Annotated in this window: 16 protein-coding genes; 8 read left to right on the forward strand and 8 right to left on the reverse strand. The window is 36.5% G+C overall.

Features of this window, described 5'->3' with window-relative positions; genetic code table 11:
• Window positions 1-17 precede the first annotated feature (17 nt).
• From pgi to B8967_RS18230, 5 genes are all read right to left on the reverse strand, one after another.
• Entirely contained in the window at window positions 18-1,658 is a 1,641-nt protein-coding gene (gene pgi / locus B8967_RS18210) for a glucose-6-phosphate isomerase (RefSeq protein ID WP_084087010.1), read from the reverse strand.
• 194 nt (window positions 1,659-1,852) lie between these two features.
• On the reverse strand, window positions 1,853-2,458 hold the full coding sequence (locus B8967_RS18215) for a hypothetical protein (RefSeq protein WP_084087012.1): 606 nt from the start codon (window positions 2,456-2,458) through the stop codon (window positions 1,853-1,855).
• The gene (locus tag B8967_RS18220) at window positions 2,448-2,882 is read right to left on the reverse strand and encodes an RNA polymerase sigma factor (RefSeq protein ID WP_374709626.1); all 435 of its coding nucleotides are present in this window, start codon (window positions 2,880-2,882) and stop codon (window positions 2,448-2,450) included. Before B8967_RS18220 ends, B8967_RS18215 begins: the two co-directional genes overlap by 11 nt.
• Window positions 2,883-2,981: 99 nt before the next feature.
• Complete coding sequence (locus tag B8967_RS18225; protein ID WP_084087016.1) at window positions 2,982-3,857, reverse strand: TraB/GumN family protein; 876 nt, start codon at window positions 3,855-3,857, stop codon at window positions 2,982-2,984.
• Between the two features lie 156 nt (window positions 3,858-4,013).
• The gene (locus B8967_RS18230; RefSeq protein WP_084087018.1) at window positions 4,014-4,925 is read right to left on the reverse strand and encodes a DUF4349 domain-containing protein; all 912 of its coding nucleotides are present in this window, start codon (window positions 4,923-4,925) and stop codon (window positions 4,014-4,016) included.
• Window positions 4,926-5,132: 207 nt separating this feature from the next.
• On the opposite strand from B8967_RS18230, the gene B8967_RS18235 reads away from it, so the two are divergent.
• A complete protein-coding gene (locus tag B8967_RS18235; RefSeq protein WP_084087020.1) occupies window positions 5,133-6,491 on the forward strand; it encodes an acyl-CoA dehydrogenase family protein in 1,359 nt (452 codons plus the stop codon).
• Window positions 6,492-6,626: 135 nt separating this feature from the next.
• On the opposite strand, the gene B8967_RS18240 is transcribed toward B8967_RS18235, so the two are convergent.
• The 3 genes from B8967_RS18240 to lon form a co-directional block, all read right to left on the reverse strand.
• Entirely contained in the window at window positions 6,627-7,004 is a 378-nt protein-coding gene (locus tag B8967_RS18240) for a MauE/DoxX family redox-associated membrane protein (protein WP_084087022.1), read from the reverse strand.
• Window positions 7,005-7,144: 140 nt separating this feature from the next.
• A complete protein-coding gene (locus tag B8967_RS18245; protein ID WP_084087024.1) occupies window positions 7,145-8,257 on the reverse strand; it encodes an AI-2E family transporter in 1,113 nt (370 codons plus the stop codon).
• A gap of 213 nt (window positions 8,258-8,470) precedes the next feature.
• On the reverse strand, window positions 8,471-10,876 hold the full coding sequence (gene lon / locus B8967_RS18250; RefSeq protein ID WP_084087026.1) for an endopeptidase La: 2,406 nt from the start codon (window positions 10,874-10,876) through the stop codon (window positions 8,471-8,473).
• A gap of 260 nt (window positions 10,877-11,136) precedes the next feature.
• Between lon and B8967_RS18255 the strand changes: the two genes are divergently transcribed.
• The 7 genes from B8967_RS18255 to B8967_RS18285 all read left to right on the forward strand — a co-directional run bounded on the left by B8967_RS18255 (window position 11,137) and on the right by B8967_RS18285 (window position 19,010).
• Entirely contained in the window at window positions 11,137-13,290 is a 2,154-nt protein-coding gene (locus tag B8967_RS18255; RefSeq protein ID WP_084087028.1) for a peptidylprolyl isomerase, read from the forward strand.
• 128 nt (window positions 13,291-13,418) lie between these two features.
• Window positions 13,419-14,369 (forward strand): MlaD family protein, encoded by a 951-nt coding sequence (locus B8967_RS18260; protein ID WP_047491766.1) that lies wholly within the window; start codon window positions 13,419-13,421, stop codon window positions 14,367-14,369.
• A gap of 8 nt (window positions 14,370-14,377) precedes the next feature.
• Entirely contained in the window at window positions 14,378-15,706 is a 1,329-nt protein-coding gene (locus B8967_RS18265; protein WP_047491763.1) for a 4Fe-4S dicluster domain-containing protein, read from the forward strand.
• A 3-nt stretch (window positions 15,707-15,709) separates the two neighbouring features.
• Window positions 15,710-16,333 carry a hypothetical protein gene (locus tag B8967_RS18270; protein ID WP_084087030.1) on the forward strand — a complete coding sequence of 208 codons (624 nt, stop codon included), beginning with the start codon at window positions 15,710-15,712 and terminating at the stop codon, window positions 16,331-16,333.
• Window positions 16,323-17,102 carry a (Fe-S)-binding protein gene (locus B8967_RS18275; RefSeq protein ID WP_047491756.1) on the forward strand — a complete coding sequence of 260 codons (780 nt, stop codon included), beginning with the start codon at window positions 16,323-16,325 and terminating at the stop codon, window positions 17,100-17,102. Before B8967_RS18270 ends, B8967_RS18275 begins: the two co-directional genes overlap by 11 nt.
• A 190-nt stretch (window positions 17,103-17,292) precedes the next feature.
• On the forward strand, window positions 17,293-17,781 hold the full coding sequence (locus B8967_RS18280) for a hypothetical protein (RefSeq protein ID WP_047491753.1): 489 nt from the start codon (window positions 17,293-17,295) through the stop codon (window positions 17,779-17,781).
• 92 nt (window positions 17,782-17,873) lie between these two features.
• Window positions 17,874-19,010: a glycosyltransferase family 4 protein gene (locus B8967_RS18285; RefSeq protein WP_084087032.1), complete on the forward strand. Its 1,137-nt coding sequence runs from the start codon at window positions 17,874-17,876 to the stop codon at window positions 19,008-19,010.

Raw genomic sequence — 19,010 nt, forward strand, 5'->3', positions numbered from 1 at the left:
AATCTTCTTTTTATAGACTATTTATTTTCTTTATAATAATTAATCAATCCGTTGGTAGAGCTGTCATGTGAGTCTATTGACTCATTGTTTTCCAGTTCCGGAAGGATTTTATTAGCTAAGACTTTACCTAATTCCACTCCAAACTGATCGAAGCTGAAAATATTCCAGATCACCCCCTGAACAAAAATTTTATGCTCATACATGGCAATAAGCTGTCCTAGTGAAAATGGGGTTAGTTCTTTGAATATCATCGAGTTAGTAGGTGTGTTTCCATGGAAGACCTTAAAGTTCAACAGTCGATCTATTTCCTCATCGGATTTCCCGGCATTGATAAGCTCTTGTTCTACTTCTTCTTCAGTTTTACCAAAAGCAAGGGCTTCTGTTTGTGCGAAGAAGTTGGCCAGCAATTTTTCCTGGTGATCAGATACCTCGTTAGCGCTTTTTGCATAAGCTATAAAGTCTGCCGGAATCAATTCGGTACCCTGGTGGATCAGCTGGTAAAATGCATGCTGTCCATTTGTTCCCGGTTCTCCCCAGATAATTGGCCCGGTTTCATATTCTACAAATTCTCCGTTTCTGTCTACGCATTTTCCATTGCTTTCCATGTCTCCCTGCTGAAGATAAGCTGCAAACCTGTCTAAATACTGAGAATATGGCAGAATAGCGTAGCTGGTCGCCGCATAAAAATTACGGTACCAGATTCCTAAAAGTCCCATTAAAACCGGAACGTTTTCGGAGAAGTCTGCAGTTTGGAAGTGTTGGTCGGTATCAAAAGCACCTCTTAACAGCTGTTCGAAATTTTCATATCCTACAGCAAGAACAATGCTTAATCCGATAGCACTCCAAAGCGAATATCTTCCGCCTACCCAATCCCAGAATTCAAAAATATTTTCTTCTGCAATTCCGAATTTTTTAACTTCCTCGATGTTGGTAGATAAGGCTACAAAGTGTTTTGCTACATCTTCCTGTTTTCCAGCTTTCAGGAACCAGTCTTTTGCTGAGTTCGCATTCGTCATTGTTTCCTGGGTCGTAAAGGTCTTGGAAGCAATGATGAATAAAGTGGTTTCAGGGTTTAATTTCTTAACTACCTCTGCGATATGATTGCCATCTACATTGGATACAAAATGAACATCCAGTCTGGTTTTAAAATGCTTTAAAGCAGAACATACCATGACCGGTCCTAAATCTGAACCTCCAATACCTATATTCACGACATCTGTGATCTCTTTTCCACTGAAACCTTTGTGTTCTCCCGATATGATTTTTTCGGAGAAGGCTTTCATGTGATCAAGAACTCTTTTGATCTGTGGTTTGATGTTTTCACCGTCTACAAGAATTTCGCGGTCAGAAAAATCTCTTAACGCGGTATGCAATACTGCTCTTCCTTCTGTCTCGTTGATTTTATCACCAGAGAACATTTTTGAAATAGCTTCTTTCAACTGGCATTCTTCGGCCAGTTGTAACAGAAGTTCTTTTGTTCTCGAATCAATTAAGTTTTTAGAATAATCAAAAAGATAATTGTCCTTTTGTAAAGAAAATTCTGAAAAACGATTCGGATTATACTGGAAAAGGCTTCTCAGGTCAAAATCGTTTCCTGCAAAATGTTCGTCAAGAGCTTTCCAGCTGTTAGTTTGTATAGGATTTATTTTTGATAGCATATTTTTCGGGAATTAGAGTTCAGAGAATAAACATTTTTAAAAATTCATAAGACTTTATTTCTGATCTGCAAATTTAAGGAAAAATAAAACCTCAAATAAATTTGAAGATGATAAATAACATTTTTTTAAAGAACAAAGCCTCAGATAGGATCCGAGGCTTTGTTTTTTTTACTGATTAAAAGGTTGGGTTTATATTATTCATCCATTTCATTCAGGATATTTTCCAGCTGATTGGCATTGCGTCCATAGATATATTTTGTCCATAGAACAATACTTACTACAATAGAAAGTGTTCCCAATAATACGGCTATTATCAAAGCTTGCTGATAGGAATTGGTAAGTTCAGACAAGGTTTTCCCCTTTTTTTCCAAAAGATTATAGATCTCCAGGCCAATGGTGATAAGAAAATGAGGGAGTAACAAAAACCCGAAAGACTGGTATCTTTCCATATTCAATCTCAGCTCATGGTATATCTTCCAAAGGCTGTTTTTAGTATTGCCTGTATACAGTTCAGTTTGTTTATAAAACTTATAAAATCCATAAAGGTAATAAGAGGATATAACAACCATCATCGTATAAGATATATAGTAGATGATGTATTGCGAAGATGGGAATCCCAGTTGAAGAGGGAAAAAACCAATAAGGATGATGGCAACCACCTGCATTGGGAATTCCTTTTTCATGTTTTTCTGGATTTTTGAAATAGGATGTTTGCTTTCTTTTAGCTTTTCTATAGTATCTGGAATTTGGACGTTATGGTCTTCATTATTCCATTGTTCTTTTAATTGATCAAAATTCATAACCTGATTTTTTTATGATTTGCTGTATTTTTTCTTTTGTTCTGTTAAGTTTTACGCGGGCATTGCCTTCGCTGAGTCCCAGATTGCTTCCGATTTCCTTATGAGACATCCCCTCCATGAAATAAAATATGACGGCTTTTTCCAACGAATTGAGTTCCTGTACGGCGCTGTAAAAAATTTCCAGCTGCCTATCTTTTGCCGGGTTGTAGTCTTCCTGCGCTACTTCAAAATGATGAGAAGGGTCTGTATGGGTATTGGTTCTCTGTTTTTCTTTTTTTAAATAAGTAATGGAAGTATTGATGGCGACACGGTACATCCATGTTGAGAATTCACTGTTTCCTTTAAAGTTTTGGTAAGATTTCCATAGCTGGATAAGAATCTCCTGCTGAAGGTCTTCCCGGTCCTCAGTGGAATCTGCGTAGATCCGTGAGGCTTTGTACAAAATACCCTTGTGCTGGTTGACAAGCTTTAAAAAAGCTGTTTCAGTTGGATTACTCACAATAGTTTCATGGTTTGGTTATGATTATAAACTTGATACAGGCTTTACAGTATAACCTTTTGACTGCAGAAGAGGGATGATGCCATTTTCACCCATAAGATGAGATCCACCCACGGCAAATAAAGAACTTTGGTTTTTCATTATTTCAGGCATTGCTTTTACCCAGTTTTGATTTCTGTTGGTGAGCATTGCTTTTTCCTGTTGGGTATTCATAAATCTTTCATCCTTAAAAAGACTATAAAGTAAGTGTATATTTTCATTTTTAAAAGCTTCTATCATCTGTTTAAAAAGGATTTCATATTCCTTACCCATTTTTAGTTGGGTGATTGTACTTCTCAGATTATAAGCTTCATTAATGCTCTTCAACTGATCCTCTACCTTTTCAAGACCTTTGATCGTTTTTTTATCTTTTATTGCCTTCTGGAGAAGTTCCATTTCATAGAGCTTTATTTCAGTCTGGGGACATGGTATTGCTTTAGTGGAAAGTAGAGCATAAAGTGCTTGTGGACTTGAGGAGTCTATACTTTTTAGATCCGTCCCATAATCAGCCAGAATTGTATTCAGTTCTTTGGCTTCATTCGGAGAAAGCTGTTCTGATATTTTTTTATCTGTCTGATACATTTTTTGTAGTGATTTTATTTCAGCAGGATCTGTATAATTGATCTCCATGACAAAATTGTCAGATTTCTCAAGAGCTTTCAATACCTTGGGTTTTATTTCAAAATCTTTACTGCATAAGATATGAAAAGTTCCGGTAATATAAGAAGGTTTGGAGAGACCATTCCCGGATACTTCCCATAGCAGGCTGTTGTCATTGTTGGGTGTTGATTTCTGTGCTTTTGCGGTCATCGTATTCATTGATAATAATGCTGCGAATCCAAGTTTTACTAAATTTTTCATATTATTAATTTTTTTTGATTTCTTATTCTTTAAACAGTAGGTAAATGTGGTGCTGCAATCGTTACAGTTTTTTTTGAAAAAAAATAAAAACCTCCTTAAAAAAGGAGGTTGTAAAATCTAAAATTATGATGATAACCAATTGGTTAGGTGTTTTTTTTATTCCGATATTTTTGACTGCTCATGCTTTGCTGTTTTTCTTTTTCTGAAAAAATAAATACCTATACCTGCAATGAGTAAGAGAGGCCAAATATTGATAAGCGCTACTATAATATTCTGAATCAGATAAAATCCATATACAAAACCTTCTTTCACCTGGTATATAAAATTGAATTTATATTTATTGTCAATACTGTTAGTATTGGTAATGGCGATTTCTGCAATGCGTAATTTGGGTTCTTTGATGTAGATATCAACGGTACTGTACTTCAGATTATCAGTTGTATCCATACTGGTCAGCTTTTGGATATTTCCCTCTGCCATGTTTTCATCATCAAGCTTTACTTTATCCTTATCTGTTTTCAGTTGGCCGATGTTTTCAGATGTTTTTTGGTTTCTCTTACCTTCCATTTCTGCATATTTAATGCTGGCAGTGATATCTTCCGCATTAACAGATCTGGAATTAAGGAATAGTTTATTGTTATTAACCAAGGTCAGAAGCTCGCCTAGTTTTTCCGTGGGAACACGTACCTGCATCGTATTTTCTGTCTGATATTTTTTAATCAGCATCGCTTCTTCATTAGAGGTATTATAAGTGTTTTCCGAAACGATATTACTTTGAAGATTACTCTTAACTACAAATCCACCAAGATCCTGAACTGATTTTTCGATAGAGAGGGTTGTATTATAAACATCTTTTACCTCCATATTAATATCCGCAGTTTTGATGAACTGCTTGTCTTTTACTTTCATCGTAGCCACTGATGAGATGCTGTCTGATACAATAGTTGCTGTTGAATCTGCACTGGCATAGGCTTCAAGCTCTGTAGAAGCTACTTCTCCTTTTTTACATGAAGAGATTCCTAACAAAAGAACTGCAGATAGCGATAGTGTAATGTAAGTAGTTTTCATAGTGTGGGGTTTAATGTTTTGTTTAGGTCAAAGTTGGGGCAGGATCTTTTGTAATGCTTGAAAAACTGAAGTAAAAGACTTGTAAAGAAAATATTCCGTTGTAATATGTTGAATTTAAGTGTTTTGTAAAACTGGCCCAATGAGTATTGTTTTTTTTCGGAGTAATTTTTGCTTATCTTTTACAAACCAAACCCACAAATAATCATTATGTCAAATACCTTTTCTAAAATAAGAAACGCGATAGGAATATTCACGTCTATAGATTTTGATCAATTGAGTACAATCTCTAAAAAAGTGGACTTACCAAAACTGATGCAAAATTTTTCAAAACTGGATGATAAACAGCTTACAGGGCTTATGAAAATGCTGGATTCGGATAAGAAAAAGAAAGAGCTTCCACCTATTGACGGAGATTTTTATGATATCTACCACACCTTAACTCCTGAGCAGCGGGAAATACAGCTTAAAGTAAGAGCTTTTATGGAAAAAGAAGTGAAGCCTTTGGTAAACCATTATTGGTTGAGAGACGAATTTCCTTTTGAACTGATTCCTAAATTTCAGAAACTCGATATCTGTGGTGTTACCTATGAAGGATACGGCTGTCCGGGAATGCCTTTTTTGATGGAGGGTGTTATTGCTATGGAAATGGCTAGAGTAGATGCATCAATTGCCACCTTTTTTGGAGTGCAGTCCGGGCTGGCTATGGGTTCTATTTACATTTGCGGTTCAGAAGAGCAAAAACAGAAATGGCTTCCCCAAATGCAGAAATTTGAAAAGATAGGAGCTTTCGGACTTACAGAGCCCGAAGTGGGGTCCGGAGCTGCAGGAGGTCTTACCGTGACATGCAGAAAAACAGATGAGGGCTGGATTCTTAACGGACAGAAAAAATGGATTGGAAATGCAACTTTTGCAGATATTATCATTATCTGGGCAAGAGATTTGGATAGCGGAGAAGTAAAAGGCTTTATTGTAGAAAAAGACAATCCCGGATTCTCTGTAGAAAAAATCAAAGGGAAAATGGCCTTAAGAATTGTTCAGAATGGCCTTATTACTTTAAAAGACTGTGTGGTGACTGAAGAAAACAGACTTCAGAATGCCAACTCATTTAAAGATATCGGAAAAGTACTTCGGATGACCAGGGCAGGAGTGGCCTGGATGGCTACAGGCTGTGCAAGGGGTGCTTATGAAAGTGCTTTGGATTATACCCGAAAGAGGGAGCAGTTTGGAAGACCAATTGCTTCATTTCAGATGATTCAGGGGCACTTAGTGGAAATGTTATCCAATCTTACTGCGATGCAGACAATGGTTTTCAGATTGTCTGAAATGCAGGATGAAGGGATTTTAAAAGACGAACATGCTTCTTTAGCTAAAGTTTTCTGTACCCTTAGAACAAGAGATATTGTGTCCAGGGCCAGAGAAGTAATGGGTGGAAACGGAATCTTGCTGGAATACGATGTGGCAAGATTTGTTGCCGACGCAGAAGCTATTTATTCTTATGAAGGAACAAAAGAAATAAACTCTCTGATCGTAGGACGTTCGATCACGGGATTCAGTGCATTTGTTTAGAATATAAGTGGCAGATAGTAGGGAGCAGGTTGCAGCCTGCAAAATTTTAATGATTTGTTGTTTTAAACAACATAAATTTTGGAGTATCGCTACATAGTAATCTCCTGCTTGCTATCTGCCACTTGCGATCTAATTTTAACTGATTAAATTCCTGTACTTTTCTTTATTATCAAGAATTACCCAAAGATTAATTAGAAGCAAAACAATAGACATGCCTATCCCCATTTGGGATGGATCTCTGTATACATTTTGAAGGAATATTCCTACCATGACAGGTAATATGATAATTGCGCCCAACGCTCTGGTTTTTGGGAAAATAAATAATATCCCTCCAACAATTTCTACAACGCCTACCAAAGGCATTAGCCAGCCAATTTCAGTGAAAGCAGCGTATATTTTCACCTGCTCATCCGTCATTTTAGGCATGGGAGCATACTGGAAAAACTTGGTTAAGCCCGCATTGATAAAAGTAAGTGCGAACAACAGACAGAAAATGAATTTTACGATTTTCATAATTGGTAATTTTATATCAAATGTAAAACAAATATGAGATTTGTTTATTCATTTTTAATAAAAATTACAATTTTCGTGTTTCTTTTTTGATATTGGTGTGTTTTAAGTACTGCTCTTTGTTTGTGGCTTGATACCTATGCCTAATCCATTTCCTCGAGGGTAATATTCTTGGAAATCTTATAGCTTTTCTTCTTTTTATTAGGTTTTTGTTCTTCCCCAAGCAGTCTTCCCCAAGGTTTTAAATCATCTACTTTTTCACAGATGATTTTAATGATTGCAATGGCTGGAATACACAGAAACATTCCTGCTATTCCCCAAAGATGTTCTCCTAAAAGAATTCCGATAAAAGAAAATAATGCGTTGATTTTTACTTTTGAACCTACTACAAATGGCAGAACAATATTTCCATCCACAGCATGTACTCCAATATAGCCAATAATAACATAAATACAGGTAGATGGTGTAGAGGTAGCAAATGCAATAAAACAGGATATGACGAGAGAGATGAAAATTCCAAGATATGGAATAACATTGAGCAGGCCTGTTAGGACCGCTAAAAGGATGGCATATTTCACGCCTAAAACAGTGAGAACGATAGAGGTAAGCGTGGATACAATAATAACCTGAAGAAAAAGACCGAAAATATATTTTTTGGTCATCACGCGAATCTCTGTTACCGCTTCTTGAACACTGTTCTTATGTCTTTCGTTAAAAACAGTAACAATAAAATTATTTAAAAGTCTTCGGTAATTTAAAATGAAGATAAAGAACAACGTGAAAAATAGAATAAACCCGAATCCTGTTGAAAATATTCCAAATGTAAATCCTAAAATAGCCCCTGAAGAAGATAAAAGTTTATTCAGTCCCTGGTTGATATAATCTACCTGTTCATCTACTTTGACATTGAATGTTTTAGAAACCCAATGCTGAAGATTATTAAATAAAGTGGTAAACTGCTCTCTGAGATGAGGAAGATCCTTACTGAAGTCAGACAGCTGGGTACTGAAAAAATATATCACCCCACTTAAAATGACCAACATGATAAAAACGGAAGTCATTGTAGATACAGACCTTGGAAATCTGAGCTTTCTTTCCATGAAAGTGGCTACCGGCAAAAATAGCATGGCCATCAGGAATGCAAAGAAAAATGGAGCTAGAATACTCTGTCCTAATGCCAGCAGATAACCAATGCCAATAATAGAAATTACAACCAATGTAAGCTTGGTAAGGAAAGGGAGTCTAAGAAAATTCATAATTTAAAATATGCAGTATGGATTAAAAATAAGAAAACCCACTGAATTGAGAAATTATTTAGGGATCAACTTGAGTTTTATTTTTAGCACAGCAAATTTTATTCCATCAAAATGAAGACTGAACGTATTTTATACAGGTTAACATCAAACAGAAACACGTTCCGGATATCCGAAACGTGTTTCTTTATTGAGAAGTTGATATGTTATAATGAATTATTTTTCAATAGCGATGTCTATGACTTCTTCCATTCTGCTGACATAGTGAACTTTCAGGTTTTTTAAATAGTCCTTTTTGATCTCTTCTACATCTTTTCTGTTGGCATCACACAATATGACATCTTTAACTCCAGCTCTGGTTGCAGCAAGAAGTTTTTCTTTAATTCCCCCTACAGGAAGAACTTTTCCTCTTAGTGTAATTTCTCCTGTCATCGCAAGGTGAGGTTTTACCTTTTTATTTTTGAAAGAAGAAACCATGGAAGTCAGCATGGCAATACCTGCTGATGGCCCATCCTTAGGAGTTGCCCCTTCAGGAACGTGAACGTGGATGTTTTTCTTATCCAGTTCCTCCTGTGGTATTCCCAGTTCGTCATGTCTTGCTTTAATATATTCCAGCGCAATGGTTGCTGATTCTTTCATCACGGTTCCCAGATTTCCGGTCATGGTTAACGTTCCTTTTCCGTTGCTCAAGATACTTTCAATGTAAAGAATATCTCCACCGACACTCGTCCAGGCTAAACCTGTAACAACACCGGGTACTCCTGTGATTTCAGATAGACTTTTAGGTCTTGGAACGCCTAGGATTTCATCTACTTTTTCAACAGAAATTTTAGAATCATACTCTTTTACCAGGGCTGTCTGTAATGCCACCCATCTGGCGATGGATGCAATTCTTTTCTCTAAACTTCTTACTCCGCTTTCTGAAGTGTGTGCCTCTATAATGTGCTTAAGCTCAGGGTTTCCAAGTTTAAATGACTTGGTGTCCAATCCATTTTCCTCCTGTTGTTTCTTGATCAGGTGTCTTTTTGCAATTTCAATTTTCTCCTCCAGTGTATATCCTGCAATCTGTATGATCTCTGTTCTGTCTAAAAGAGGACTCTGTATGGTTGATAATGAATTGGCTGTTGCTATGAACATGACTTTGGATAGGTCATAGCCCATTTCAAGAAAATTATCATAGAAAGATTTATTTTGTTCAGGATCAAGAACTTCCAGCAATGCTGAGCTGGGGTCGCCATGAAGACCCTGTCCGATTTTATCAATCTCATCCAGAACGATTACAGGGTTAGAAGTACCGGCCTTTTTAATAGACTGTACAATTCTTCCTGCCATTGCTCCGATATAGGTTTTTCTGTGTCCGCGGATTTCACTTTCATCATGAAGGCCACCTAAAGATAATCTCACGTATTTTCTTCCTAAAGCATCAGCAATAGATTTTCCTAAAGAGGTCTTACCTACTCCCGGAGGTCCTACCAATAAGAGGATAGGAGATTTCATGTTGTTTTTTAATTTTAAAACAGCCATGTGCTCCAGGATCCTTTTCTTGATATCTTCCAATCCAAAATGAGCTTTATCCAATACTTTCTCTGCTTTTGCAATATCAAAAATATCTTTGGTGTAAGTTTCCCATGGAAGATCCGTAAAGAAATCCAGATAATTTCTCTGAACATTATAGTCCGGAGAATTTGGATTCTGACGCTGTAGTCTGCCAATCTCTTTCTGGAAATGGTCTTCTACTTCCTGGCTCCATTTTTTGGTTTTAGCTTTAGCAATGAGATCTTCTACATCACTTTCAGGACCGCCGCCCAACTCTTCCTGGATCGTTCTGATCTGTTGGTTCAGGAAATATTCTCTTTGTTGTTTGTCAAGATCCTTGGAGGTTTTCTGATGGATCTGGCTTCTTAATTCCAGCTTTCTGAAATCCTCGTGCATCATTTCATAGCATTTCTTAGCTCTTTCCATCATGCTTTTTTCCTCCAGCAGCTTTTGCTTTTCCACAGAAGGGAAACTGGAGTTGGTGCAGATAAAATTCAAAAGATCATCATTATTATTGATGTTTTTGATGGCAAAATTAGCTGCATTGGGAATGTTAGGATCCAGTTCAATGATTTTTAAAGCAAGCTCTTTAATGTTTTCAAGCAATGCCTCATATTCCTCCTGATTTTTAGGCTTGGAATCTTTTAATTTTGAAATTTCAGCTTTAAAATAAGGCTTAAGATCAACAATTTTTTTGATCTTAAATCTGTGAAAACCTTTAGTAATAGCTGTAATATTGCCTTCAGGTAATTTTATAATCTTAATGATCTTGGCCAGTGTTCCGGTAAGATAGATGTCTTTTTCAGTAGGTTGTTCCAGATCTGAATTTTTCTGGCTTACGATTCCAATAAAATCTCCGTTCTTCTGAGCTTCTTCAAGAAGTTGTATTGAGGTTTTTCTCCCTGCAGTAATAGGAATTACCACATTAGGGAACATTACCATATTTCTTACAGGAAGTATAGGGAATATTTTTTGTTCGGAATTTTTATCAGTTTCCGAAAAGTCGGAAAGATTGATTTCCTCAGTTACGATATCAAATCCGTCGCTGATCATTTCTTCTAAACTAATATCTTCAAATTCTGTCATACTCAATCAAATGACAAATTGTCATTTTCGTTTTTAATCGTTAAAGTGATTTTTTATAATAAGCCCTGAAAACGGGTGATATATTATAATACTCTATGTTGCACAATACTTATGCCATTTGTTTTTTACGAAAAAATATGGTCAAAATTTCCTTTTTTGAATAAACTTGATGATTAAAAATTAAAATAAAGCACTTCTATTTCTGTAATTTCTTAAAAATGTGTATTTTCGCAAACTGATAAAAAACTATAATTTATAAAATGGCAATTTTAGGACAAATTAGGAGTAAGCCTTGGCTTTTAATGGGAGTAATAGCCTTAGCGCTTTTAGCGTTTTTGGTTAACCCAGACAGTATTGACAAGGTTTTTGGTAAAAATCCTGACATTTTAGGAAAAGTAAATGGTGAAAAAATTACCCGCGAAGAGTTTAACGATCAGCTTTTCGTATTGCAGCAACAAGCTGAACAACAAGGCGGTCCAAAGACTGGTCTTGAAGAACAGGCTTGGCAATTATTGGTGCAATCTAAACTTATCAAACAGCAGTTCGAGAAATTGGGCTTTGAAATGACTGATGATTATTTCTGGAACCAGATTCAGTATGATCAGATGTTTGCTCAGAATAAACAGTTTTTTGATGAGAAGGGTAACTTTAAAACTCAAGAGCTTAAAAAAGAAATCGAAACATTACAAAGTGCTAACCCTCAGGGATATGCTCAATGGTTGAAAACAAAGAAAACGATTGAATACAGACTGATGGCGAGACAGGTATTCAGCAATATTTCAGCAGGTATTACTACAGGTAAAAAAGAAGCTGAAGAATTGATGAAACAGAGAGATCAGCTTGCAGATATCGACTTTGTGAAAGTGGACTATGCAGCTTATCTTCAGAAAACTAAAATTAATGTTACGACGGAAGATCTTGCTAATTACATCAAGCAGCATCCTGTAATGTTCAAGGCTGAACCTAGCAGAAATATTGGAATTGTATATTTCCCATCTAAGCCTAGCGCAGCAGATGATGCCGCAGCATTGAAAGAAATTACAAAATTATACTCAGCAGGTAGTGATGCCAGCGGAGGTACGGAAAACTTCCAGAATACAAAGAACGATTCTATGTTTGTAATGGCAAACTCTGATATGCCTTTCAATCCTCAGTATATGAAACCTGCTCAGTTACCGGCTACAATACAGAGTCAGATTGCTACGGCAGCAATAGGACAAACTTTTGGCCCATATAAAGAACAGGATTTTTATGTAGTATCTAAACTTGTTGGTAAAAAGACTTCAGATTCTACATTGTCAAGACATATCCTTATTGCTTTCAAAGGAAGTCCTGCCGGAGAAGGAGTAACAAGATCTAAAGAGCAGGCTAAGAAATTGGCAGACTCTATTGGAGCTATTGTAAAAGCAACTCCTGCTAAATTTACAGAATTCCTTAAGCTTTCTAACGATCCAAATTCTGCAGCACAAGGAGGAAGTTTAGGATGGACAACTCCAGAAACACCTTTCGTTCCTGAATTCCTTACTTACCTTGCAAATAATCCTAAAGGAGCTACAGGGGTAGTAGAAACACAGTTCGGTTATCATATCATCAATATTGAAGATAAAAAATCCGGATCAATGGGGTATCAGGTTGCTAACTTAGTAAAAGCAATTAAAGCTTCAGATGCTACAGAAGCAGAAACAGATAAGAAATCAAGAAAATTCATTCAGCAGATTCAAGGGAAATCTTTCAACGATTTTGTGAATATTGCTAAGAAAGATAACTATCAGTTCTCTAATCCAAAAGCAGCAAAAAGATTTGAGGGTCAGCTTCAGGGCTTAGGTACTGATAAAGACGCTGAGATCCTTACTTGGGCTTTTGATAAGAAAAGAACTAAAGGAGATACAGAATTATTTACTGTAGAAGGAACAGGTGACAAAATTGTAGTATACCTGAACGGAAAACAGGAAGCTGGTCTTGCTGATCCGGAATCTGTAAGAGATCAGATTGAAGTGATTGTTAAAAATAAATTGGCTGCAAAACAGATTTCTGATAAAATTGCAGGAGCTAAAGCTTCTAATTTAGATCAGATTGCTACATTGTTTGCTTCTTCAAAACAATCGGCTCAGGTGAATCTATTGAACCCTTCAGTAGCAGGTGCTATGGAACCTAAAGTGGCAGGTGCTGCATTTGGAGTGAAGAAAGGTCAGCTTTCTAAGCCGGTTGAAGGTGGAACAGGAGTATATGTTCTGATCAAAAAATCAGAAACAATAAACAAACAGCCTGGAGATCTTAAGCAGTTCACAGAATCTATTACACAGAGAAATGCAGGAATGTTCGGACAGGCTTGGTTAAAGAGTCTTCAGGATAATTCTGAAATCGAAGATTATAGAATTGAGATCTGGAATAAGGTAGGAAATCAACAACAATAAGAAATTAAATTTCAACAATATAAAAGCGACAAATTTTTTTGTCGCTTTTTTTGTATTTAACGCAGAACAATAACCGAAAAGATTTATTTAAAATGTACTATATTTGCTTATTAGAAAAAAATTAGCAAGTGAAGTTCAGTAAAGAATTAAAAGCTGGTGTGATCACACTTCTAGCTATCGTAGGCTTTGTGGTGTTGTTTCAATTCATGAAAGGGAAAAGCCTTTTTACTACCGATAATATATTTTACGCAAAATATGACAATGTGGAAGGCCTTGCGCAATCTTCAGCGGTGTCTATCAACGGTCTGAAAGTAGGGCAGGTGGATAAGATCATTCCTCAAACAGCAAAAGACGGTAAAATCAGCTTTATTGTCAAAATTACGGTTGATAACAAGTTCGAATTTTCAAAAAATTCAATGCTGGAAATTTTTGAACCGGGATTAATGTCCGGTAAAGAAATGAGAGTGAATCTTGTGTATGGAGGGGCTACTGCAAAAGATGGTGATACCCTGAAAGGAGCTTTTAAATTGGGAATGATGGGAAGTCTTTCTTCTCAGGTAGGCCCGGTTAAAGATCAGCTGCAGGTGGTATTACATAGAGTAGATTCTTTGATGACCAATGCCAATCAGATCTTTGATGCTCAGAATAGAGCTGAAATCAAGGCTTTATTAACCAATCTTAATAAAACGGTAGGAGCATTACAGGCAACAGCAGGAAGTGTCAATACACTGGTAGGACATAATGATCCTAAACTTCAGAAAGTATTGGACGATGCAAGCCTTACTATGCAAAGTGGAAAAGTAACCTTAGACAAATATGGAAACTTAGCACAAAGCATTGATACCAAACAATTAAATGCAACCATTGCCAATTTGGATACTACTGTAGGTAAGCTGAATCAGGTAATTGGCGGTATAGATAAAGGAGAAGGAAGTTTAGGCAAACTAATGAAGGATGAACAACTTTATAATAATCTGAATTCAGCATCTTCGAATCTGAATTCATTGATTGAAGATATGAAAGCGAATCCTAAGAGATATATTAATTTCTCGGTTTTCGGTAAAAATAATAAAGACTAATACGTCCTATGCAGTACATCGATAACATTATTTTCCTGATTTTATTAGTGGCTGGGTTTGGCTTGTTTGCTAAAAGCCTGCAGAAGATCTACAGAAATATCAGGCTCGGGCATGAAATTAACAGAAATGACAGAAAATCTGAGCGCTGGACTACCATGGCAAGAGTGGCTATGGGGCAGAGCAAGATGGTAAAACGTCCTGTTGCAGGGATATTGCACCTTTTTGTATACGTAGGTTTTATTATTATTAATATCGAGCTTATAGAAATTGTGGTGGATGGATTATTCGGAACCCACCGTTTCCTGGCTTCGGTTTTCGGACATGGATTTTATAATTTCTTTACTGCAACATTAGAGATTCTGGCACTTCTTGTAGTGATCGGAGTAGTGGTGTTCTTTATCAGAAGAAACTTTTATGGAGTCAAAAGATTAACCATGAAAGAGCTTTTCGGGTGGCCAAAACAAGATGCTAACTGGATTCTTATTATAGAATTTGCCCTAATGATGGCTTTCTTTAAGATGAACGGAGCAGATTGGGTTTTGCAACAGAGAGGCCTTCTTCCTGAGCATGGAAGTTTCCCTATCAGTTCTACCTTTTTAGCACCGGTTTTAGGTGGCTTTAGTGACGGTTTTCTTTTCTTTACAGAGAAAGCAGCATGGTGGTTCCATTTTGTGGGAATTCTTTTCTTCATGAACTATCTTTACTATTCAAAACATTTACACATTATCCTGGCGTTCCCAAGCACATGGTTTGCCAATCTTGATAAAAAAGGAAAATTCAATAATCTTGAATCTGTAACTAAGGAAATCAAATTAATGATGGACCCTAACGCTGATCCTTATGCAGCTCCGGCTGAAGGTGAGGCAGATGCTGCTCCTTCTAAATTTGGTGCAGAAGATATATTTGACCTCAATCAGGTACAATTGCTTAATGCCTATTCCTGTACAGAATGTGGACGTTGTACTTCTGTTTGCCCTGCTAATATTACGGGTAAAAAACTTTCTCCAAGATTAATCCTGATGAAAACAAGAGACCGATTGGAAGAAGTAGGAAAAAATATAGATAAAAACGGAAAATTTGTTGACGACGGTAAAAAGTTGTTGAATGATTATATCACAAAAGAAGAACTTTGGGCTTGTACCACCTGTAATGCATGTACAGATGCCTGCCCTGTGCTATTAGATCCTCTTTCCATTATTTTTGAGATGAGAAGATTCCTGGTAATGGAGCAGTCTGCTGCACCACAGGAACTAAACCTGATGATGACGAATGTGGAAAATAATGCTGCTCCTTGGCAATATAACCAGGCAGACCGTTTGAACTGGGCAAATGATTAAATCATGAAAAAACTAATCTTCATATTTCTGTTCTTATGCTCAGGTTTTCTACTGGCTCAATCGGCGGATCAGAAGAAAATTCTTGAGGATTCACGGTCTTTCATATCTTTATTTCAAAAGAAAGATTATGATGGAATGCTGAATATGACCCATCCGGCAATATTTGAAAAAATTGATAAAAAATCAATGATCGATGGTTTCAAAAAAATGTTTGAGAAGAATGATGAATTTGAAATAGAAATGGTAGATACGGATCAGACCAGATTTAATGTTTCTGATATTTTTACCACTACAGATAACACAAAATATGCGTTCAGCAGCTATCCGATGAAAATGAAAATGACATTTTTAAAGGAAAAGTTTGATGAAGATAAAAAGAAGATGGTGCTGGGAATGATGGAAGCTCAAGGAATGAAGGCACAATTTATCAATGATACGACCCTGGAAATGAGTAAGCAAAGTATGATCCTTGCCCTCAATGATAAAACAACATCAAATACCTGGAAGTATCTGAATTATGACGAAGCCAATCCTTTATATGTTTCTATAGTCCCTGTGGAGGTTATGAAAAAGGCAAAGGAATACTATGCTAACTTATTAATTAAACAAAAAGAAAATGCAAATTAAAACAATGGCAGAATTTGCTGCCGAAGGAAGATCCCCGGAAGTTTTATTTTGGGTTGGATGTGCTGGAAGTTTCGATGACCGCGCCAAAAAAATTACAAAAGCATTTTGCAAAATATTAAATAAAATAGGAGTTGAATTTGCGGTGCTGGGACAGGAAGAAAGCTGTACCGGAGATCCTGCAAAAAGAGCTGGAAACGAATTTGTTTTCCAGATGATGGCCCTTACCAATATTGAAGTACTGAATGCATATGAGGTGAAAAAAATAGTAACGGCTTGCCCGCACTGTTTCAATACCCTTAAAAATGAATATCCAAGCCTTGGGGGACACTTTGATGTAGTTCACCATACCCAATTCCTTAAAACATTAATGGAAGAGGGAAGATTAAAAATTGAAGGCGGTGCATTTAAAGGAAAGAAAATTACCTTTCATGATCCGTGCTACCTGGGAAGAGCCAACGACGAGTATGAAGCGCCGAGATTATTGCTTGAAAAGCTGGATGCAGAGCTTGTGGAAATGAAACGTTGCAAAACGAATGGTCTTTGTTGTGGTGCCGGAGGTGCACAGATGTTTAAGGAACCTGAAAAAGGAAATAAAGACATCAATATCGAGAGAACCGAAGAAGCCTTATCTTTTGAACCTAAAGTGATTGCTACAGGATGTCCTTTCTGTAATACGATGATGACTGATGGAGTAAAACACTTTAATAAAAATACAGAAGTTGCCGTAAAAGATATTGTAGAACTTCTTGCTGAAGCAGAGGATTTATAAGACTTTTATATACAATATAGATAAAAACTCAGGCTTTAGCTTGAGTTTTTATTTGTGATCAACTCAAGAATATTTCTTAATTTTGATACTTTAAATTGATAACATATGAAATCGTCATTCCATGATACTTTCTGGCAGGAAGAACTGGTGATGAAGATAATATATGGTATTAATAAATAAATACTTACATATGAAAATAGAAGAATCCAATATTGTAGAAACTAACGACTACAGAGTTATTATATACCCGGCTTCAAGGCCTTTTGAAACTAAAGAAGCAAAAGCAATTACTGAAAAATTGTTTGACTTCCTTGCGACATGGGCGGCTCACGGAAAAGCACTTTCTTCTTCTTTTAAAATTGAAAAAAATCAATTTATCATCATCTGTGTAGATGAAGAAAAAGAAATGGCTTCAGGATGCAGTATTGATGCATTGGGTAAGATCATGAGAGAAATTGATGAAGAATACCAACTGGGACTTTTCGACAGAATGAAAGCCAGTTTTGTAGACAACGGAGAGGTGAAGACATTAAAACTTCAGGATTTTAAATCCCAATTGAGAAGCGGAGAGCTTTCAGGGGATATCGAGGTTTTTGATTTCTCTAAAAATACCTATCTGGACTTCTTAAGCCACTTCCTTTTACCTTTGGAAAAAAGTTGGGCGGCTTCTATAAAATAAGTTTTTAAAGAAACACGGTAATCAATCAGAAAGTGGAATGTATTTCCACTTTTTTGTTTTAATGTATCTTTGCAGGGACTCAGTAATTGCTAATGCCAAAAGTACTTTTCTTAACGACCTCACACCGCTACGATGATGACCGGATTTTTTATCATCAGGCTAAAGCTCTCAGAGATGAAGGGTATACCGTTAAAATATGTAGTTTATATGCAGATTATAAAGGCTTTCTTGATGGGATTGATATTGAGTCTTATTCTGCTTTAGAAGAAAGCATAGAGTCGAAAATAAAAATATTCCGGGATGTTTGTCAGTCCTTTAAGCCGGATGGTATTATCTGCTCAGAACCTTTGGCAGTAATTGCTTCCAGAAAGTTTGTAAAAGACCATAAAATCAGCTGTATTTACGATATTACGGAATGGTATCCTGCCATGTCTATGCTTGAAGTCTATCCGTTTCCTGTTAAGATCATTCAGGCGGTAAAGTTTTTTCTGATTCAGCTGTATGCCGGTTTCCTCAGTACCCATTTTATTTTTGGAGAAACCACAAAGAAATTTCCTTTGGGCTATTTGTTTGGGTTTAAAAAACAGATGGTTCTTCCTTATTATCCGGATGAAATGTATATCCGGGAAAGTATAAAAAAACTTGAGCCTGGTACCCTTACCCTTTGCTATACAGGGATGATTTCAAAAGATAAGGGAATAGATAATTTCTTTAAAGCGGCTGATCGGGTAAGAAAAAAGGAACCCCGGCTTAAACTTAGAATCCTTATTGTAGGATCTACAAGACAGGAAAGTGATGAGATCTATTTTTCATCACTGCTTAAAAAATATGCGTTTGATGAGATTGAAATCAGAAAACCAACCTCTTTTGAGAAATTTACGGAAGCATTTTCCGGTGCTGACATATGTTTTGATCTCAGGGAAATCAATTTTGAGAATAATCACTCTCTACCGATCAAGTTGTTTTATTTTATGGGAGCCGGAAAACCCGTTATTTACTCCCATCTGAAGGGAATCCGGAAACATATGGGAAGTCTTTCGTTTGGAAGCCTTGTAGACCCTCAGAATACGGAGCAGATTGCAGAAATCATCATAAAGTATGTGAAGAATCCTGAGCTGTACGGTACCCACGCATTCAATGCCAGAAAAGAATTTAAGGAAAAATACAATTGGGGAGTTATTCGTGATTCATTTGCTAATTTTGTAAAAAGAGCTATCGAAAAATTATAA

The organism is Chryseobacterium sp. YR221, from assembly GCF_900176315.1.
GTDB classification, from domain to species: domain Bacteria; phylum Bacteroidota; class Bacteroidia; order Flavobacteriales; family Weeksellaceae; genus Chryseobacterium; species Chryseobacterium rhizosphaerae.